The following is an 18,980-nucleotide window of genomic DNA, read 5'->3' as shown; positions in this document are numbered from 1 at the left end:
TCATTTCCCTCCTCCGGTGCGGACGAGTGCTCGCGACGCCTCGTCGAGCGTGTCGGCGATGATCTCGGTGATGCGGTCGAGGAGCCGGCGGTCGCTGATCAGCGGCGGTGCGATCTGCACCAGCGGCGCCGCGCGGTTGTAGACCCTGGCGAGCAGTCCGGCCTCGCGCAGCCTGCGCGGGATCAGATCGACGATCAGCGCCGTCCGTGCGGCGTCGGAGAATCCGCCGTCCGGCGCGTCACCGAGCAGCTCCACCGCGTAGAAGAACCCGGCTCCGCGGACGTCGCCGACGATCGGCAACCCGGCCAACGCCGCCATGCGGCCGGCGAGGTGGTCCTGCAGGTCGCGGACGTTCTCGAGAACCTGGTCGCGTTCGACGATCTCCAGGGCGCGCAGGGCGATCGCGGCGCTGAGCGGGTGGCCGCCGAAGGTGTACCCGTGGTTGAACACAGCTCCTGGCTGGTTGATCACCTCCGCGATCCGCGATCCGACGAGCGTGGCGCCCATCGGCGCGTATCCGGCGGTGATGCCCTTGGCGACGGTGACGATGTCGGGCCGTGCGCCGTAGCGGTCACCCCCGAACCACTCCCCCAGGCGACCGAAAGCGGTGATCACCTCGTCGGCGACCAGGAGGAAGCCATAGCGGTCGGCCAGTGCGCGCAACCCCTGCCAGTAGCCCTGTGGCGGGGTGATGCACCCGCCGCGGTTCTGCACCGGCTCGGCGATCAGCATCGCGACGGTCTCCGGCCCCTCGGCCAGGACCGTCTCCTCCAGCTCAGCGAGCAGGTGGGCGGTGAAGGCCCGGTCGTCCGCCATCTCGGCGGGCAGGAGATGGCGGTTGGTGTTGGAGACGAAGCGGGTGTCGATCGCCGGTGGACCGTAGGGCTCGGTGAGCCCGGGGTCGTCGGTGAGCGACAGAGCACCGAGGGTGAGCCCGTGGTACGCCCCGCGCCGGGACAGTGCCTTGGTGCGGCCGGGTTCCCCGCGCAGCGCGTGGTAGCGGCGGGCGATCTTCCACGCGGCCTCCACGGCTTCCGCGCCACCGCTGGAGAAGAAGGTGTGCCGGAGGTCAGCGGGAGCAAGGCCGGCCATTCGCTCCGCCAGCTCGATGGCCGTCGGGTGCGCCGAGGCGGACCACAGTGGACTGAAGCACAGCTCCCGCAGCTGCTTGCCCGCCGCTTCGGCGATCTCGTCGGCGTAGGAGTAGCCGAGCTGGCAGCAGTACAGGCCGGACAGCCCGTCGATGTAGCGCTTGCCGTCGATGTCGTCGACGTACGGGCCGTCTCCCCGCCGCACCACGAAGACACCGTCGCGGCCGAGCGAGCCGTTGGGGGTCATGTTGAGCAGCAGGTGCTGCGCCGCCGAGTCGGACAACGTCCTGGCGGTCATGAGGTCTCATCTCCTTTGGTGATGCCCGCGCCGGTCTCCACGGGCAGCAGTCCGCCCTGCTTGCCGGACCCGAGCCTGCGCACGAAGCCGACCAGGGCCAGCGCCACGAGGGCGACGGCGATGAGGACCGCGCTGATGGCGGTGACCGAGGGATCGACGTCGTACTGCAGGACGTTGAACACCTGCACGGGCAGGGTGACGGTGTCCACAGAGGACAGGAACTGGGAGATGAAGAACTCGTCGAAGCTGGTGATGAAGGAGAACACCGCCGCGGCGACCACACCCGGTGCGGCCATGGGGAACGTGATGCGCCGCGCGATGGTCAGACGGCTGGCGCCCATGCTGGCAGCAGCGTCCTCCAAGCGCTCGTCGATGCCCTTCAAGGTGGCCATGAGGATCATCACGGCGATCGGCGAGGCCAGCACGGTGTGCCCGAGGGCGATCGCGATCGGGCTGCCGAGCATCGCGGCGGGCTCGAACAGCAGGAAGAGCCCGAGCGCGATCACGACCTGGGGGATCACCAGTGGTGCGAGCACCAGGCCGTAGACGGCCGATCGCAGCGGCAGCTCACTGCGCACGAGCGCGGTCGCCGCCGTCATCCCGAGCACCACGGAGAACACCGTGGTCAGCGCGGCGACCAGCGCGCTCAGCGAGAGCGCGGCAGGCCACTTGCTGTCATCGGCGAACATCTGCTGGTACCAGCCCAGCGTCCAGGAGTCGGGAGGGAAAGATCCCAGCGCGTCGCTGCCGAACGAGGTGACGACGATCAGGACGATCGGCATTGCCAGGAACAGCAGGATCAGTACCGAGAAGAGGGTCAGGACAAGGCGTCCCGCCAAGCTGTCGCGCAAGCTGATCATGCCGCACCTCGATTCCGCGCGGCCTCGCTCGCCGTCTTGACCAGCCGCAGGAGCAGCAGGCCGGCGAAGGTGAGCAGCAGCAGGATCACGCCGAGCGCCGAGGCGCCGTTCCACTGGTTCTGGCGCATGACCTGCTCGTCGATGAGCGAGGCGACCATCGTCTGCTTGGGACCGCCCATGAGAGCGGGCGTCAGGTAGTAGCCCAGGCACAGGATGAAGCTCAGCAACCCGGCGTTCACCAGTCCCGGTGCCACCAGCGGCAGGTAGACGCGGCGGAACGTGACCAGTCGACCGGCACCCAGGCTCGCCGCGGCGGCGAGGAGCCCGCGATCCACGCCGCGCATCACGGCGTACAGCAGCAGCACCGTGTACGGGAGCATGACTGAAGTGGTGCCGATGACAACGCCGATCTCGTTGTACAGCAACTGGAACGGCGCACCAGGGACGTGCAGAGCGGACAATGCGTCGTTCACCAGGCCGTGGTCGCCGAGCAGGATGATCCAGCCGTAGGTGCGGACCAGCGCGCTGATGAAGTGCGGGACGACCACGACGAGCATGACGAGCCCCGCCCACAACGGTCGCAGCCGCGTCACCCAGAACGCCAGCAGGAAGCCGACGACCAGGCTGAGCAAGGACGTCTCCGCGGAGATCCGCAGCGTGGTCAGCAGAATGTCCAGGTTGGAGCCGCTCAGCGCGTCCGCGTACCAGTGCAGGGTGAACCCGCCGTCCTCACCCTCGAGGCTGAGCAGCAGGGTGCTGAAGATCGGGTAGACGAACAGCACGAGCAGGTAGACCACGACCGGGGCGGCGGTGAGAAGCCCGAAGCGGGCACGCCGGCCCGACAGCCTGCGGCGCAGGCGCTGACCGCGGCTGGAACGGACGGGAGTCACCCGGTCCGGTGGTGGGGCGAGTACGGTCATGGCTCACCCCGCCGTTCCGGCTTCGAACACCGTGACGTCGTCCGGGTCGGCGGTCAGGCCGACGCGGTCGCCGATCAGGGGTGCCCGGCCCGCGGGGATCTCCAGGCGGACCACGTCGGGGCCTGCGGAGCCTTCCGGGCGCAGGGTGACGCGGACCAGGGTGCCGACGTAGGTGACGGTTTCGACGATGCCCGCGCAGAACCCGTCGGTGGCCGGACACAGGCCGAGCCTGCCCGGCTGAACAGCTGCCCGCACCCGCGTACCGCGCGGCAACTGCTGAGTCCGGGCGCGCAGCAGGCCGCCGGTGTCCAGGCGCACCGCGGTGGCGTCACCGGTGTCCTCGACGACTCCGGACAGGAAGTTGGCGGCGCCGAGGAAGTCCGCGACGAAGGGCGTCTTGGGGCGTTCGAAGAGTTCCTGCGGCGTGTCGAACTGGTCGATGCGCCCGTCGCGCATGACGGCGATCCGGTCGGAGAGCACGAGTGCCTCCTCCTGGTCGTGCGTCACGTAGATGACGGTCAGGCCGAGCTCGCGCTGGATCCGCTTGATCTCGGTCTGCAACTGGTCGCGCAGCTTCTTGTCCAGCGCGCCGAGCGGCTCGTCCATGAGAATCACCGGCGGCCGGTACACCAGGGCACGGCACAGGGCGACCCGCTGCTGCTGCCCGCCGGACAGCTCGCGGGGACGGCGCCGGGCGAAGCCGGACAGTCCGGCCATCTCCAGCGTCTCGCCCACCCTGCGGCGGATCTCCGCCTTCGGCACACCGCGCAGCTGCAGCGGGAAGGCGATGTTCTCGCCGACAGTCATGTGCGGGAAGAGCAGGTACTGCTGGAACACGAAACCCAGTCCGCGCTTCTGCGGCGCCAGCCTGGTCACGTCGCGACCACCGACCACAATGGATCCCGAGTCCGGCTCGACGAATCCGGCGATCATCATCAGCGTGGTCGTCTTGCCCGAGCCGGACGAGCCCAGGAAGGTCACGAACTCGCCGGCGGCGATGTCCATGGAGACCTCGTCGACCGCGGTCATGGCGCCGTAGGTCTTGCGCACCGCGGTGACCGAGAGCGGTTTGCCGATGGCGGTCTCCGCCGGTGCGGAGAGCGGATGGGACTGCTGCTGGGACACGACGTCGAGTTCAGGCACGGGCCCACTCCTGCCAACGCTTGAGGACTGCGGTCTCGTTCTGCACCCACCACTGCACGTCCATGTCGAACCCGGTCTTCAGGTGTTCGGGTGAGCTGGCCAGGTTCGCCGCGGCCGACTCGCTCAGCTTCCGGTAGGCGGCGGGCACCACCGGGCCCATCGGGTAGATCTCGGCGAAGGCCGCCTGCACCTCCGGCCGCAGGGAGAAGTCGATGAGCTGGTAGGCCGCGTCCGGGTTGCCGGAACCCTTGGGAATCGCCCAGGCGTTGCTCTGCCGGCGTGTGCCGTTCCACTGGTAGGCCAGGGGCTGCCCCTGCCTGATCAGTTCGTCCAGGCGGCCGTGCCACACGCTGGTGGCGTCGACCTCCTTGCGGCCCAGCAGCACACCGGGCAGGGCGCCGGTGTCCCAGTACTTCTTGATCGACCCCTTGACCTGGTCCATCACCCGGAACGCGCGGTCGACGTCCGGCGGGTACAGTTTGTCCAGCGGCACGCCGTCGGCCAGCAGCGCGAACTCCAGCTCGGGCATGTCCGCGTCCGCGTGCTGGAGCGCGCGGTTGCCGGGGAGGGCCTTGACGTCCCAGAAGTCCGCCCAGGAGCTCGGCTTCTTCCCGCCGAACGCGTCCGTGCGGTAGGCCATGACACTCGCCCAGTAGTTCTTGCCGACCATGTTGGGCGCCAGGAGGTTCGGGGCGATGCCCGCGTCCTTGGTGCTCTTCAGCCGGTCGTAGTCGAGCTGCTCGGTCAAGCCCTGCGCGGCGAACTTCACGAAGTCCGGCATGGATCCGTCGATCACGTCGAACTGCGGTCGTCCCTGCTGCATCTGGGCGAGCATCTGCGCGCCGACGACGTTGACGACCTTGACCTCGATGCCGGTCTCCTTGGAGAACGGCTCGTAGATCGCCTTCTGGTTGGCTTCGCCGTAAGCGCCGCCGCTGTTGCGGACGACGATCGTCTTGGAACCGGTGGCACCACTGTTGGTGCCTGCCGAGCGGCTGGTGCCGGTACCGCAAGCGGTCAGCGAGGTCACGGCAGCGCCTGCCGCGACGGCGCCGATACCTCGCAGGAACAGTCTGCGGTCGATCCGTACGTCTTTCACCGGGGCCTCCTGGTGGCGGAGCGGAAGCTCGTAGAACGGGGGGGGAAGTGGGAGGAGAGGATCAGCGGGTGGTGTCTCGAAGGGCCGCTATGGCGACCAGTTCGGAGCCGGGTGCGACGGTGAGGCCGCGCATGCCGTAGAAGACGCGGCCGGTGGCGGACGCGTGGACCTCGTGATCCGCGCCGTCGGCGGGGTTCACGATGCGTCCGATGACCTCGCCTTCGGTCACGTCGTCCCCGGCGGTGAAGTGCGGGTACCACAGACCTCCCACCTCGGCCGTGATACCTGCGACCCAGACCCATTCGCGGATCTGCGCCTGCTGGTGCTCAGTGCCCGTGAGGAGGCGCAGCAGCCCGTCGACGAGGCGCTCGGCCGCGTCCGGGTCACGCTCGCCGAGCTGGCCGTTCTCGACCAGGACGGCAGGGATGCCGTGGCGGGCGGCCGCCGCGTGGCTGTTGCCGCCCTCGGCGTTCAGCCCGAGGATGACGTCGTCGATCCCGATGGCGCGGGCCATGTCCGCGGCCCTACAGTCGATCTCCGGGTCGCCCGTGAGGCGGTAACCCGTGAAGTCGCGCAGGACTTCGTCGATGCCGCCGGAGTGCAGATCGACGTACGCGTCGGCCCCGTCGAGCAGGGTGGCGAACAGCCAGGCCGCCAGCCTCTCCGTCGGGCTTCCTCCGGGATCGCCGGGGAACACCCGGTTGATGTTGACCCCGTCGAGCGGGGAGGTGCCCAGCCGTCCGTTGTAGACGGCGGGAGGGTTGGCGACCGGGCACAGGACGACCTGCCCTCGCACCTGGTCCGGCTCCAGCCGGGCCGCGAGCCGCGTGGCCGCGTCGATTCCGGTGAACTCACCACCGTGCACGCCGGCGGTGACCACGATGCGGGGGCCGGGACGGGTGCCGTTGACCAGGGTCAGCGGTACTTCGACGGTGAGCGTGCCGAGGTCGGCCTGGACGCTGCCGCGCACCTTCGCGCCCGGTTCGGCGCTCAGCGCGCTGATGCTCAGGGTCGTCGCCCTGCTGTTGTCCATCGCAATGTCAGTCATCGGAAGTCAGGCCTCGGTGCGGTTCACAGTGGACAGGAACTCGATCGGCCGGGGTGTGGCGCCGTCGAGGGCCAGGTCGGCGGCGATGTCACCCATGGCGGGCGACAGCTTGAAGCCGTGGCCGGAGAACCCGGCGAGCAGCACGACGGCGTCGTTACCGGGCAACGGACCGACGAGCGGGCGGCTGCTCTCGGTGTAGCCCTCCATGAACACCGACAGCCGGATCGGGTCGGGATGCAGGTCGGGCATGTACTGCTCGATCAGCTGGGTGAAGATCTCCAGCTCGTGCGGCTCCACCGTCCTGTTGAGACGGTTCGGGTCGTCCACCGGCAGGTGCACTGCGCGGGACAGGCCCAGCTTGACCGACACGCCGTCCGGAGAGGGCAGTCCGTAGCAGTGGGTGGGGGCGGTGCGGATGAAGGCGGGGCGCTCGTCACCGAACCAGGCGTCGGTGGTGGGCACGTACCAGGCGTTGATCAGCCTGCGGATGTCGACCTCCCACGGCAGATCGGGCAGCAGGTCGTTCACCCACGGACCGACGGTGACCACGGCCGCGTCGAACTTCTCGGCGCCGGCGTTCGTGTGCACCTCCACTCCGCTGCCCGATGGCGTGATCGTGCGGACCGGGGTGTAGCGGTGGATGCGGGCGCCCAACTCCTCGGCGTGGCGGACGGCGGACTGGATCGTCAGCTCCGGGCGGATGAACCCCGCACGACGGTCCAGCACCGCCGCGTCGCCCTCTTCGAGGCGGAACTGCCCGAACCGCTTCGCCAACAGTTCGGCGTCCAGCACCTCGTGGTCGAGGCCGTGCTCGGCGATGGACTCCAGGACCGTGCGCATCTGGTGGTGCTCGGCAGGGCCCATCAGCAGGCACCCCGTCAACCGGCGCAGCTCGCGGCCGGTCTCGCGTTGCAGCTCTTCCCACAACGCGTCGGCGTGCTTGAGCAGCGGGACGTAGCGGGAGTCCTCGAAGTGCGCGCTGCGGAAGATCCTGGTCTCGCCGCCGGCGGCACTGCGGTCGTGGCCGGGGGCGAAGCGGTCGTACCCGACCACCTCGGCGCCACGGGCCGCCAGGCGCCAGGCGGCCTGGCTGCCCATCGTTCCGACGCCGACGACGGCGACTCGCTTCCTGGCAGGCACGAAGGGTTCCTTTCGTCTCGTCGGGCGTGTCACGCTGCGCGCCCAACGCGGGGTCGTTCGACAAGGAGGGCCGACGGGGTGTCGGAGATCCGGGTGGTGGCCGCTGCGGATGGGCTGCTGGGCACCTTCTCGGATCTTACATGCCACATTGTGGCACGCCGTGCTAGTATCTGGTACGAGGATGCAGTCTCGTCCAAGCGGAGTCAATAGGTGTCGGCATCCGAATCGACGGATCAACCGGGGGTAACCAAGTGGAAATGAAGAGCGTGACCAGGTCGTTGCGCATCCTGGAAGCGGTCGCGCAGCACCAGCCGGTCACCGTGGGGGAACTGACGAAGATCTTCGGGCTGCCGAAGTCGACCGTGCAGCGAACCCTGGTCACCCTCAACGAGGCGGGTTGGCTGCGAGCGAACCGCAAGGACACCACGCGCTGGGAGATCGGCGCCCGCGTGCTCGCCGTGCGACCGGCGGCGCTCCAGGGCTCCAGCCTGTTCGCCGCGGCACGGGAGCCCATGATCCGGCTCCGGGACGCGGTGAACGAGACCATCCACCTGTCGGTGCCGGATGCGCTCGACTGCATCGTGGTGGTCGACCGGGTCGACTCCAGCCACGCGGTGCGCACGTTCCACGACATCGGCGACACCTCGCCGATGCACGCCACCGCGACCGGGCGGGCGATACTGGCCCACCTGCCGGAGACCGACGTGGACGAGTTCGTCTCGGGCGGGCTGGAGCGGTACACCGAGGCGACACTCATCGACCCGGCGGAACTGCGTGCCGAACTGGAACGCGTGCGCGCCGACGGCTACTCGGTCAACCGGAACCAGTACCGGCCGGATGTGTGCGCGATCGCGGCGGCGGTCCTGGACGGGGACGGCACGCCGCTCGCCACCGTGGCCATCTCCATGCCGGACTCCCGGTACGACGGAGCCCGGTTGCCCGAATGGGGACGGCTGGTGGCCGACACGGCGGCGGAAGTCGCCGCCCGCCGGGCAGGTGCCGCCTGACCGACCTGGCGCGATGGGGCGCTGGTACCGCGACAGCTGGAGCCAGAGCCCCATCGGTCATGGCCGCGTCTCGGGTCGGACAGGGCAGGGGCGATCAGCTCCTGAGTTCGGAAGTCTCCTTCGCGACCACCTCGGTGAGCGCCTCCACGAAGCTGTCGAGCTCGCTCTCGCGCGTGTAGATGTGCGGTGAGACGCGAAGGCCTCGCAGATCCCGCACCTCCCGGTACTTCACGTGCACCTGGTGGCTTTCCCTGAGCTCCCGCTCCACGGTCCTGGCGTCCAGGTGATCGATCGAGAACAGGCTGACCGCGCCGACGTCATCGGTCTCCACCGGGGTGTGCAACCGGAACCCGGGGATCTCGCGAGCCAGGCCGACCCAGTACCGGGTCAGCTCGCGCAACCGTTCGTGGATCGTTCGAACGCCGATCTCCCGGTGGAACCGGGCGGCGGGCGCGATTCCGGCCTGCAAAGCCGAGTTGTACGTGCCGAGGTTCCAGTGGTCGAACTTGTCGACACGCAGCGGGGGCGGGTCGAAGGGCGCCAGCAACGGCCACGTCCGGTCGATCCGGTCTTCCTTGACGACCAGCATCCCGTTGCCCACCGGCGCCCCCATCCACTTGTGCAGACTGGTGACGAAGTAGTCGCAACCGAGGTCGCGGAAGCTCACCGGCATCTGGGCGAACGTCTGCGCACCGTCGACGACGGTGACGACGCCGTTCGCCCGCGCGAGGCGGCACAGTCGCTGGGCCGGCAGGACACGCCCTGTCCAGTGGAACATGTGGGTCAGCTGGAGCACCCGCGTGCGCGGTGTGAACGCCGTCTCGTACGCCGCCACGATGTCGGCGTCGCTGTCCATCAGGTCGAAGTCCACGGGAACTACTTTGATGCCTTCACGTTGCTCCCGCTGGAACCACGCGGCGCGCATGCTCGGGTACTCCCAGGCCGACACCAGCACTTCGTCGCCCGCCGCCAGCGGTATGCCGAAGATCGCCGTGCAGAGACCTTCCGTGGAGTTCCGGTTCAGGGCGATCTCACCGGGTGCGCAGTCGATCAGTTCCGCGAGCTGCTCCTTCACGGCGGGCAGCGCGGTGTCGAGCTTGCTCCACATGTTGACGTCGGGATTGCGACTGATCAGCTGGTAGGCGTCGATCACCGCCTGCTCGACGACCAGCGGCGGCGGGCTGACCGCCGCGTTGTTCAGGTTCAGCAACGGCTGTTGCTCCGGATACGCCGCACGAACGCGCTCCCAGAAGTCTTCCCGGCCGAGGTGAGGGTTGTGCATGAGCGTGTCTCCGCGGTGTTGTCCATCGGGGGTACAGTGTCCACTCATCGCGCCGGCACCGCCACGTAGAGCGCCTTCATGTTGGCGTCGCGGTAGGCGCCGCCGCTGTTGCGGACCACGAGCGTCTTGGAGCTCGCGCCACTGCTGTTGCCGGACGAGCGGCTCGTGCCGCTGCCGCGCGCGGCGAGCGCCGAGGTCGCGGCGACCGCGCCTGGACCTCGAAGGAAGAGTCGGCTGTCTTTCACAATGGACCTCCTGGGGGCGGAGAGGAAGCGTTGAGGGCGGGGTTCATCGGGGTGCCGCGATCGCGGCGAGGTCGGTGCCGGGCAGCACGGTGAGGCCGCGCATTCCGTAGAAGACGCGTCCGGTCGCGGTGGAGCGGACCTCGTGCTCGCGGACGTTGGCCGGGTCGACGACGCGTCCGATGACCTGGCCCTCGGTGACGTCGGTGCCGGGGGTGAAGTCCGGGTACCACAGGCCGATAGCCTCGGAGGCCACGAAACCGGCCCAGACCCATTCGGTGACCGGCCGCGGCTCGATGTGCTCGCCGTTGAGGAGGTCGAGCACCCTCAGCAACGCGGCGGCGAGATCTGCGGCCGCCTGGGGATCACGCTCTCCGAGCTGCCCTGTCTCGACGAGGATGGCCGGGATGCCGCGACGTGCCGCCGCGGCGTGGCTGTTGCCGCCGTCGGCGTTCAGGCCGAGGATGACGTCGTCGTAACCGATGGCGTTGGCCATGGTGGCGGCCTTCGCGTCGACTTCCGGATCGCCGGTGAGGCGGTAGCCGACGAAGTTCTGCAGGAACTCGTCGATGCGGCCGGCGTGCAGGTCGACGAACGCGTCGGCGCCCTCGATGTTGTTCTCGAAGAGCCACGCCGCCAGCCGCTCGGTCGGGCTGCCCTCGGGATCGCCGGGGAAGACGCGGTTGATGTTGATCCCGTCGAGCGGGGACGTGCCGAGCCGTCCGTTGTAGACGGCGGGAGGGTTGGCGACGAGGCAGAGCAGCACCTGCCCGCGCACCTGCTCCGGGTCGAGGCGGCCAGCGAGCCGGTGGAGCGCGTCGATGCCGGTGAACTCACCGCCGCGCACGCCGGCGGTGATCACCACGCGCGGGCCCGGCCTGCTGCCGTTGATCAGGGCCACCGGGACGTCCGTGGTGAGCGTGCCCAGCTCGGCGCGCACGCTGCCGCGCACCTTGGTCCCCGGCCCGGCGCTCAGCGCGCCGACGGTGAGGGTGGTAGCGGTGTCGCTGGTCATGGCTGCGTCACGCCTCCGTGCGGTTCGTGGTCGAGATGAAGTCGATGGGCTGGGCCGACGTGCCGTCGAGGGCGAGGTCCGCGGCGATGTCGCCCATGGCGGGCGAGAGCTTGAAGCCGTGTCCGGAGAAACCGGCGAGCAGCACGACGTTCTCGTTGCCGGGCAACGGGCCCACCAGAGGGCGGCTGCTCTCGGTGTAGCCCTCCATGAACACGGACAGCCGGACGGGGTTCGGGTGCAGATCGGGCAGGTACCGGCCGATCAGCTCGTGGAATATGTCCAGTTCGGACGGTTTCACCGTCCTGTCGAGACGGTTCGGGTCGTCCACCAGCCGGTGCAGGGTCCTGGACAGGCCGAGCTTGACCGAGACGCCGTCGGGCGACGGCAGGCCGTAGCAGTGGGTCGGCGCGGTGCGGATGAACGCCGGGCGCTCGTCCCCGAACCACGCGCCGGTGGTGGGCACGTACCAGGCGCTGACCAGCCGGCGGATCTCCACCTCCCAGGGCAGGTCGGGCAGCAGGTCGTTGACCCACGGGCCGACCGTGACCACGACGGCGTCGAAGTGCTCGCTGCCCTCGTCGGTGCGGACCGTCACGCCGCCGCCCGTCTTGGTGATCTCGCGGACCGGCGTGTACCGGTGGATCCGGGCACCCAGCTCCTCCGCGCGGCGTGCGGCGCTCTGGACGGTCAGCTCCGGCCGGATGAAGCCCGCGTGCCGGTCGAGCACCGCCGCGTCGCCGTCCTCGATCCGGTACTGCGGAAAGCGCCGCGCGAGCAGGTCCGCGTCGAGAACCTCGTGGTCGAGGCCGTGCTCGGCGATGGACTGCAGGACGGTGGCCATCTGCTGGTGCGAGGTCGGCCCCATGAGCAGGCAGCCGGTCAGGCGGCGCAGCTCTCGCCCGGTCTCCCGCTGGAGCTCGCCCCACAGCGCGTCGGCGTGCTTGAGCAGCGGGACGTAGCGGGAGTCCTCGAAGTGGGCGCTGCGGAAGATCCGCGTCTCGCCACCGGCGGCACTGCGGTCGTGGCCGGGGGCGAACCGGTCGTACCCGACGACCTCGGCCCCGCGGGCCGCGAGGCGCCAGGCAACCTGACTGCCGATCGTTCCGACGCCGACGACGGCGACACGCTTGCTGGCAGGCACTTGGACTTCCTTTCGGCTCACCGGACGGTGAAGCTGACGTGTCCGAGGGGTGATGTTCCGCTGAGCTGTGCCACTATGTGGCATACCGTGCTAGAATCTGGCACGAGAATGACACCCCGTACAAGGCGCGGTCAAGAGGTGTCTCATGGCAGAGCAGAGGATCAACCGGGGGTAACGTGTGGAGATGAAAAGCGTGACCAGGTCGCTGCGCATCCTGGAGGCGGTTGCGCATCACCAGCCGGTCACGGTGGGAGAACTGACCAAGCTCTTCGGGCTGCCCAAGTCGACTGTTCAGCGCACGCTCGTCACACTGCACGAGGCGGGCTGGTTGCGTGCGAACCGCAAGGACACCACGCGTTGGGAGATCGGTGCGCGCGTGCTCGCGGTGCGACCGGCGGCCCTGCAGGGTTCCAGCCTGTTCGCGGCTGCCCGCGACCCGATGATCCGGTTGCGGGACAAGGTCAACGAGACCATCCACCTGTCTGTACCCGACGCGCTGGACTGCATGGTGGTGGTCGACCGCGTCGACTCGTCACACGCCGTGCGCACGTTCCACGAGATCGGTGACATCTCTCCGTTGCACGCCACGGCGACAGGGCGGGCAATACTGTCCAACACAGGCAAGTCCGATGTGGACGAAGTACTGGCCCGGCGGCTGGAGAGCTACGGCGAGGCCACCATCACCGATCCGGAGCAGCTCAAGGCAGAGCTGGAGCAGGCACGGGCGAACGGCTACGCGCTCAACCGCAACCAGTTCCGGCCCGGCGTCTGCGCGATCGCCTCAGCGATCCTGGATGAGGACGGCACCCCGCTGGCCGCGGTGGCGATCTCCATGCCGGACTCCCGCTTCGAGCCGGACCGGCTGCCAGAGCTGGGCCGGCTGGTCGCGGACACCGCCAAGGAGATCTCCAACCGCAGACTGGGTTCCTGAGGTCGTGAGTGGTTTCCGTCGCCATGGCAATGGAAACCACTCACGACACCGGCACCGCCACGTACTTGTAGTCCAGGAACTCGTCGATGCCCACGCGGCCGCCCTCGCGGCCCAGCCCGGACTGCTTCACGCCACCGAACGGCGCGGCGGGGTTGGACACGAGCCCGGTGTTGAGGCCGACCATGCCCGCCTCCAGCCGTTCGCTCACGCGCAGCGCCCGGTCGAGCGACTCGGTGAAGACGTAGCCGACGAGTCCCCACTCGGTGTCGTTGGCCTGGCGCACGACCTCGTCCTCGTCGTCGAACGTCAGGATCGCCGCGACCGGGCCGAAGATCTCGGTCCCCATCAGGTCGCTGTCCGGTGACACCCGGCTCAGCACGGTCGGAGGGTAGAAGCTGCCGGGACCGGTGGGCGTCCTGCCGCCGGCGAGCACGCGCGCGCCGCGCTGGACGGCGTCCTCGACCAGGCGCTCCACCTTGCGGCGTCCGTTCTGGTCGATCAACGGCCCGACGTCGACTCCGGGTTCGGTACCGGGTCCGACGGTGAGCGCGCTCATGCGGGCGGCAAGCCGCACGGCGAACTCCTCCGCGACGTCGCGGTGCACGAAGAACCGGTTGGCCGCTGTGCAGGCCTCACCCATGTTGCGCATCTTGGCGACCATCGCGCCGTCGACGGCCTTGTCCAGGTCGGCGTCGTCGAACACGATGAACGGCGCGTTGCCGCCCAGCTCCATCGACGTGCGCACGACCTGCTCGGCGGACTGCTCCAGCAGCAGCTTGCCGACCTGGGTGGACCCGGTGAAGGACAGCTTGCGGATGCGGCCGCCGCGCAGCAGCGGCTCGACGACCTCCCCCGGCTTGGACGTCGTGACGACGTTCAGCACGCCGTCCGGCAGCCCTGCCTCGCGCAGGATCTCCGCCAGCACGAGGCTCGACAACGGCGTCTGCGGCGCGGGCTTGAGCACCATCGTGCAGCCGGCCGCGATCGCCGGGCCGATCTTGCGGGTGCCCATGGCCAGCGGGAAGTTCCACGGCGTGATCAGCAGGCACGGCCCGACCGGGCGGCGCATCAGCAACATCCGGTTGCGGCCGTCCGGCAGGGTTCCGAACCCGCCCTCGATCCGCACGGCCTCCTCGGAGAACCAGCGGAAGAACTCCGCCGCGTACGCGACCTCGCCCCTGGCCTCCGCCAGCGGCTTGCCCATCTCCGTGGTCATCAGCAACGCGAGCTCGTCGGTGCGCGAGACGATGATGTCGTAGGCGCGGCGCAGGATCTCGCTGCGCGCCCTCGGCGCGGTGGCGGCCCACTCCACCTGCACGCGCACCGCGGCGTCCACGGCGAGCTGCGCGTCCTTGGCTCCCGCGTCGGCGACGTGGCAGACGACCTCGCCGGTCGCCGGGTTGTCGACGGGCATCGTGGCGCCGTCCGCGGCGTCCACCCACGTGCCGCCGATGAACAACTGCTTTGGAACTTCCATCACGGGTCTCCTCCTGGGTCGAGCAGCTCTGCCAGGTGCACGGCGCGCACGCCTCGACCGCCCGCGAGGTGGTCGACCTGGGTGGCGCAGCTGAAGCCGTCCGCCACGACGACGGCATCGGGGTTTTCTTCCAGTCGCGGCCGCAGGGCGAGGTCCGCCACGGCCATCGAGGTGTCGTAGTGCTCCGCCTCGAAGCCGAAGTTGCCCGCGAGCCCGCAGCAGCCCTCCGCCTCGGTCACGGTGCGCACGCCGAGTCGGCGCAGCAGGTCGCGCGGGCGCCGGCCGCCGAACGTGGAGTACTCGTGGCAGTGCGTCTGCAGCACCACGGAGTCCGGCACGACCGGCTTCCAGTCCGAAGTGGGCAGATCCGTCAACGCGGCCGTGAGCGTGTGGACGCGCGCCGCCACGCGGCGGGCGGCGTCGGTGCCCAGCAGTTCTGGCACGTCCCGCTTCAGCGCCGCCGCGCAGCTCGGTTCGGCGACGACGATCGGCAGGTCGCGGTGCGGGCCGCGGTCGAGCCTGGCGACGGTGCGGGCCATCACCCGGCGCGCCACCGACAGCTGACCGGTGCTGACCCACGTGAGGCCGCAGCACAGTCCGCTGCTCGGTGTGCAGGGCACCCCCGCGGCGCCGAGCACGCGGGCCGCGGCACCGGCGACCTGGGGACGGAAGGCGCGCGTGAAGCTGTCCACGAACAGCAACGCGGCCGGTCTGTCGACCGCCGTGCGCAGAACTGAACGCAGCGCACGGCGGGACGCGAAGGAAGGGATGGCCCGGCGGGTGGTGACACCGCCCAGCCACGCGGCCACCTTGCCCAGCGGGCCGCGCAGGACCGCGTTCAGCGGGCGTGCGACGTGGCCGGCGAGCTTGGAGGTCGCGGGCAGCCATCCCAGGGAGTAGTGCGAGCGCGGCCGGATCCGGCCGCGGTAGTGCTGGTGCAGGAACTCGGCCTTGTAGGTGGCCATGTCCACCCCGGTGGGGCAGTCGCTGGAACAGGCCTTGCACGACAGGCAGAGGTCCAGCGCGTCCTTGACCTCGGTGGAGCGCCAGCCGTCCCGGACGACGTCGCCGCGCAGCATCTCCTGCAGCATCCGAGCACGGCCGCGGGTGGAGTGGTTCTCCTCCCCAGTCGCGCGGTAGCTCGGACACATCACACCGCCGGAGCTGCCACGACAGCGGCCGACGCCGACGCAGCGCCGGACCGCGCCCGCGAAGCCGTCCTCGTCGTGGGGGAACGTGAAGAGCGTCGTGCGTCCCTGCGGCTGCGGGACGTCCAGTGCGAGATCGGCATCGACCGCGGCAGGTGCCACGATCACGCCGGGGTTCAGCAGGCCGTCCGGGTCGAACACCCGCTTGAAAGCCTCGAACGCCCCGATGATCGCCGGGCTGTACATGACCTCCAGCAGTTCGCTGCGCGCCCGTCCGTCACCGTGCTCGCCGGAGAGCGTGCCGCCGTGGCGGACGACGACCTCGGCCGCCTCGTGCAGGAACCGGCGGGTGGCGTCCCTGCCCTCCTCGCTGCCGAGGTCGAAGTCGATGCGCACGTGCACGCACCCGGCACCGAAGTGCCCGTAGAGGACTCCGGTGAGCCGGTGCGCGGCCAGCAGCGCGCGGAAGTCGCGCAGGTAGCCCGCCAGGTTCTCGGGCGCGACCGCCGCGTCCTCCCAGCCCGGCCACGACTCGCCGCCGTCGACCAGCCGGGCGGCGAGGCCCGCCCCGTCCTCGCGCACCCGCCACAGCGAACGCCGCTCCTCGCTGTCGGCCACCCGGCCGTCGACCATGCGGCCGCGGGCCTTCAACGTGTCGAGCAACTCCCCGGCGCGGACGGCGACATCTGCCTCGTCGTCGCCGTCCAGCTCGACGTACAGCCAGGCGCTCCCGTCCGGCAGGCCGGTGACCGAGCCGGGGCCGCGGCGGGCGCGCATCGTGGCGACGATCGCCGCGTCCATGCCCTCGACCGCGGTCGGGTTCCAGCGCAGGATCTCCGGCACGTCCTCGGCGGCGTCCACGACGTCGTCGTAGCCCAGGGCCAGCAACGTCACCGCGGGTGACGTCGTCACGAGCCGGACGGTCGCCGCCACGACGACCGCGCACGTGCCCTCGGTGCCGACCAGGGCGCGGGCCAGGTCGAACCCGTTCTCCGGCAGGAGGTGGTGCAGCTGGTAACCGGAGACCTGGCGCGGGATGCGGCCCAGTTCGGTGCGGATCGGCGCCAGGTGGTCGCCGATCAACCGCCGCAGTGCCGCCTCCAGCTCGGCGACGGCGCCGTAGTCCGCGGGGTCGGCGGGACGCAGTCCGGTGTGGTCCGCGATCGCGTGCAGACCGTCGATGGTGACGATCTCCAGCGCCTCCACGTGACCGCTGGTACGCCCGTGCCGCACGGACCGGTTGCCGCACGCGTCGTTGCCGATCATGCCGCCGATCGTGCAGCGGCTGTGCGACGACGGGTCCGGGCCGAACGTGAGGCCGTGCGGTGCGACCGCATCGCGCAGGTCGTCCAGCACGACCCCGGCCTCGACCCGAGCGGTGCGGTTCTCCTGGTCGACGCTGAGGATCCGGTTCATGCCGCGGGAGAAGTCGAGGACGAGGCCCGGCCCGACGGCGTTGCCCGCCATGCTCGTGCCGCCACCTCGCGCCGTGACCGACACACCGAGCTCCTTGCAGGCCCGCAGCGCCGCGGACGCCTCCTCGGGAGAACGGGGGAAGGCCACGGCGCGAGGCGCCACCCGGTAGTTGGAGGCGTCGTAGGCGTAGGGCGCAGTTCCTCCGGCCTTCGCCTCCACCCGCATTCCGGGGGCGGTCTCGGCGAGCAGTCGCACCAGCGGGTCGGCTGTCATCGAGCCGACACTCCCGCTTCCACGGCGGCGGACCAGGCCCGCAGCCCTTCGTCGACGGCGTTCTCGTCGATCACGAGGGCAGGGATCATCCGCACGACCTGGTTCCACGCGCCGCACAGCAGCAGGAGCAGGCCCTGGTCCACGGCGGCGCGCTGAACCCGGCCGGCGGTCTCGGGGTCGGGGCTGCCGTCCTCGTTGACGAACTCGGTCGCGAGCATCAGGCCCGCGCCCCGCACGTCGCCGATGGCCGGTGTCCTGGCGGCGACCGCTTCCAGGCCCGCCCGCAGGCGCGCGCCCATCAGCTCGGCGTTCTGGACGAGCTTCTCCTCCTCGACGACCTCCAGCGTGGCGACGGCGGCCGCGCACGCCACGGCGTTCGCGCCGTAGGTGCCGCCCTGCGAGCCCGGCCACGCCTTGCTCATCAACTCCTCGCCCGCCGCGATGCCGGACAGGGTGAAGCCGCTGGCCAGGCCCTTGGCGGTGACGAGGATGTCCGGCGTGACGCCGGAGTGCTCGTGGCCCCAGAACCGGCCCGTGCGCCCGACGCCGGTCTGCACCTCGTCGAGGATCAGCAGGAAGCCGTGCCGGTCGGCGCGCTCACGCAGGCCCTCCAGGAACGCGCGGGGAGCGGGCACGTAGCCGCCCTCGCCCAGCACCGGCTCGACGATGAGCGCCGCGGTGTCGGCGGGCGAGGAGATCGTCTGCAGCACGTAGTCCAGCTCCTGCAGGGCGAACCGCGTCGCGGTCTCCTCGTCCCAGCCGTAGCGGTAGGCCGTCGGGAACGGCGTGACCACCACACCGCTCATCAACGGGGAGAAGCCCGAGCGGAACCGCGTGCCGGAGGTCGTCATGGAGGCTGCGGCGACCGTGCGGCCGTGGAAGCCGCCGTGGCAGACGAGGATGTTCGGCCTGCCGGTGGCCTGCCGCGCGAGCCGCATCGCCGCCTCCACGGCCTCGCTGCCGGAGTTGACGAAGAACAGGCTGTCGAGGCCCTGCGGCAGCACCTCGCCCAGCTTGTCGACCAGCCGGCGCAGCGGCTGGTGCATGACCGTCGTGTACTGGCCGTGGATCAGCGTCGCGACCTGCTCCTGGGCCGCGGCCACCACCTTGGGGTGGCAGTGCCCGGTGCTGGTGACGCCGATGCCCGCGGTGAAGTCGAGGTACCGGCGGCCGTCTTCCCCGTACAGGTGCACGCCCTCACCGCGGACCGCGACGACGGGGGTGGCTTGGCGCAGGTGCGGTGACAGAGCGGTCATGGTCATCTCCCGGGCGGAGTGGTCGTGTTCTTCGTGCGGTCACCTGAGCGTTGCCGCAGCGACGCACGCCGACAACGCGTGTTCTGTCCGGCCGAGGGCCGTTGTTTGGACGTTTTGTCAACCGCGGCCGACCGCCCTCGCCGTCCGGAGCCCTCCCGAGGCGTCCGGATCCGCGCTTGCGCAGGTGAGGACC

At 70.2% G+C, this 18,980-nt stretch carries 16 protein-coding genes; 2 read left to right on the top strand and 14 right to left on the bottom strand.

Annotation, left to right across the window (positions count from 1 at the left end; all coding sequences use genetic code 11):
* From ABFX45_RS04835 to solA (ABFX45_RS04805), 7 genes are all read right to left on the bottom strand, one after another.
* A complete protein-coding gene (locus ABFX45_RS04835; protein ID WP_346127900.1) occupies positions 1 to 1,389 on the bottom strand; it encodes an aminotransferase class III-fold pyridoxal phosphate-dependent enzyme in 1,389 nt (462 codons plus the stop codon).
* Complete coding sequence (locus tag ABFX45_RS04830; protein ID WP_346127898.1) at positions 1,386 to 2,249, bottom strand: ABC transporter permease; 864 nt, start codon at positions 2,247 to 2,249, stop codon at positions 1,386 to 1,388. The genes ABFX45_RS04835 and ABFX45_RS04830 overlap by 4 nt, the downstream gene beginning before the upstream one ends.
* Positions 2,246 to 3,169 carry an ABC transporter permease gene (locus ABFX45_RS04825; protein WP_346127896.1) on the bottom strand — a complete coding sequence of 308 codons (924 nt, stop codon included), beginning with the start codon at positions 3,167 to 3,169 and terminating at the stop codon, positions 2,246 to 2,248. Before ABFX45_RS04825 ends, ABFX45_RS04830 begins: the two co-directional genes overlap by 4 nt.
* 3 nt (positions 3,170 to 3,172) lie before the next feature.
* The gene (locus ABFX45_RS04820) at positions 3,173 to 4,312 is read right to left on the bottom strand and encodes an ABC transporter ATP-binding protein (protein WP_346127894.1); all 1,140 of its coding nucleotides are present in this window, start codon (positions 4,310 to 4,312) and stop codon (positions 3,173 to 3,175) included.
* On the bottom strand, positions 4,305 to 5,411 hold the full coding sequence (locus tag ABFX45_RS04815) for an extracellular solute-binding protein (RefSeq protein WP_346127892.1): 1,107 nt from the start codon (positions 5,409 to 5,411) through the stop codon (positions 4,305 to 4,307). The genes ABFX45_RS04820 and ABFX45_RS04815 overlap by 8 nt, the downstream gene beginning before the upstream one ends.
* Before the next feature lie 61 nt (positions 5,412 to 5,472).
* Complete coding sequence (locus tag ABFX45_RS04810) at positions 5,473 to 6,459, bottom strand: succinylglutamate desuccinylase/aspartoacylase family protein (RefSeq protein ID WP_346127890.1); 987 nt, start codon at positions 6,457 to 6,459, stop codon at positions 5,473 to 5,475.
* 6 nt (positions 6,460 to 6,465) lie between these two features.
* On the bottom strand, positions 6,466 to 7,599 hold the full coding sequence (gene solA / locus ABFX45_RS04805; protein WP_346127888.1) for an N-methyl-L-tryptophan oxidase: 1,134 nt from the start codon (positions 7,597 to 7,599) through the stop codon (positions 6,466 to 6,468).
* A 257-nt stretch (positions 7,600 to 7,856) separates the two neighbouring features.
* On the opposite strand from solA (ABFX45_RS04805), the gene ABFX45_RS04800 reads away from it, so the two are divergent.
* Positions 7,857 to 8,606: an IclR family transcriptional regulator gene (locus ABFX45_RS04800; protein ID WP_346127886.1), complete on the top strand. Its 750-nt coding sequence runs from the start codon at positions 7,857 to 7,859 to the stop codon at positions 8,604 to 8,606.
* Positions 8,607 to 8,700: 94 nt separating this feature from the next.
* Here the strand turns inward: ABFX45_RS04800 and ABFX45_RS04795 are convergent, their stop codons facing one another.
* The 4 genes from ABFX45_RS04795 to solA (ABFX45_RS04780) are packed head-to-tail and all read right to left on the bottom strand — an operon-like array spanning position 8,701 to position 12,286.
* Positions 8,701 to 9,888 carry an aminotransferase class V-fold PLP-dependent enzyme gene (locus ABFX45_RS04795; RefSeq protein ID WP_346127885.1) on the bottom strand — a complete coding sequence of 396 codons (1,188 nt, stop codon included), beginning with the start codon at positions 9,886 to 9,888 and terminating at the stop codon, positions 8,701 to 8,703.
* 44 nt (positions 9,889 to 9,932) lie between these two features.
* The gene (locus ABFX45_RS04790) at positions 9,933 to 10,133 is read right to left on the bottom strand and encodes a hypothetical protein (protein WP_346127883.1); all 201 of its coding nucleotides are present in this window, start codon (positions 10,131 to 10,133) and stop codon (positions 9,933 to 9,935) included.
* Between the two features lie 43 nt (positions 10,134 to 10,176).
* Positions 10,177 to 11,145, bottom strand: a complete 969-nt coding sequence (locus ABFX45_RS04785) for a M14 family metallopeptidase (protein WP_346127881.1) — start codon at positions 11,143 to 11,145, stop codon at positions 10,177 to 10,179.
* A gap of 7 nt (positions 11,146 to 11,152) precedes the next feature.
* Positions 11,153 to 12,286, bottom strand: a complete 1,134-nt coding sequence (gene solA, locus ABFX45_RS04780; RefSeq protein ID WP_346127879.1) for an N-methyl-L-tryptophan oxidase — start codon at positions 12,284 to 12,286, stop codon at positions 11,153 to 11,155.
* 184 nt (positions 12,287 to 12,470) lie between these two features.
* Here solA (ABFX45_RS04780) and ABFX45_RS04775 point away from each other — a divergent pair, with 184 nt between their 5' ends.
* Positions 12,471 to 13,217 carry an IclR family transcriptional regulator gene (locus tag ABFX45_RS04775; RefSeq protein WP_109637079.1) on the top strand — a complete coding sequence of 249 codons (747 nt, stop codon included), beginning with the start codon at positions 12,471 to 12,473 and terminating at the stop codon, positions 13,215 to 13,217.
* 40 nt (positions 13,218 to 13,257) lie between these two features.
* Here ABFX45_RS04775 and ABFX45_RS04770 read toward each other — a convergent pair whose 3' ends face one another.
* From ABFX45_RS04770 to ABFX45_RS04760, 3 genes are read right to left on the bottom strand one after another with little or no spacing between them, the layout of a single operon-like run.
* On the bottom strand, positions 13,258 to 14,694 hold the full coding sequence (locus tag ABFX45_RS04770; RefSeq protein WP_346127876.1) for an NAD-dependent succinate-semialdehyde dehydrogenase: 1,437 nt from the start codon (positions 14,692 to 14,694) through the stop codon (positions 13,258 to 13,260).
* The gene (locus ABFX45_RS04765) at positions 14,694 to 17,531 is read right to left on the bottom strand and encodes an FAD-binding and (Fe-S)-binding domain-containing protein (protein ID WP_346127874.1); all 2,838 of its coding nucleotides are present in this window, start codon (positions 17,529 to 17,531) and stop codon (positions 14,694 to 14,696) included. Before ABFX45_RS04765 ends, ABFX45_RS04770 begins: the two co-directional genes overlap by 1 nt.
* Positions 17,528 to 18,787, bottom strand: a complete 1,260-nt coding sequence (locus ABFX45_RS04760; RefSeq protein ID WP_109636758.1) for an aspartate aminotransferase family protein — start codon at positions 18,785 to 18,787, stop codon at positions 17,528 to 17,530. The genes ABFX45_RS04765 and ABFX45_RS04760 overlap by 4 nt, the downstream gene beginning before the upstream one ends.
* Positions 18,788 to 18,980 lie beyond the last annotated feature (193 nt).

The sequence above is a fragment of the Lentzea roselyniae genome (assembly GCF_039537795.1).
Lineage (GTDB): Bacteria > Actinomycetota > Actinomycetes > Mycobacteriales > Pseudonocardiaceae > Lentzea > Lentzea atacamensis.
The sequence above is the reverse complement of the archived record's forward strand: the minus strand, read 5'-3'. Positions and strand labels throughout refer to the sequence as shown.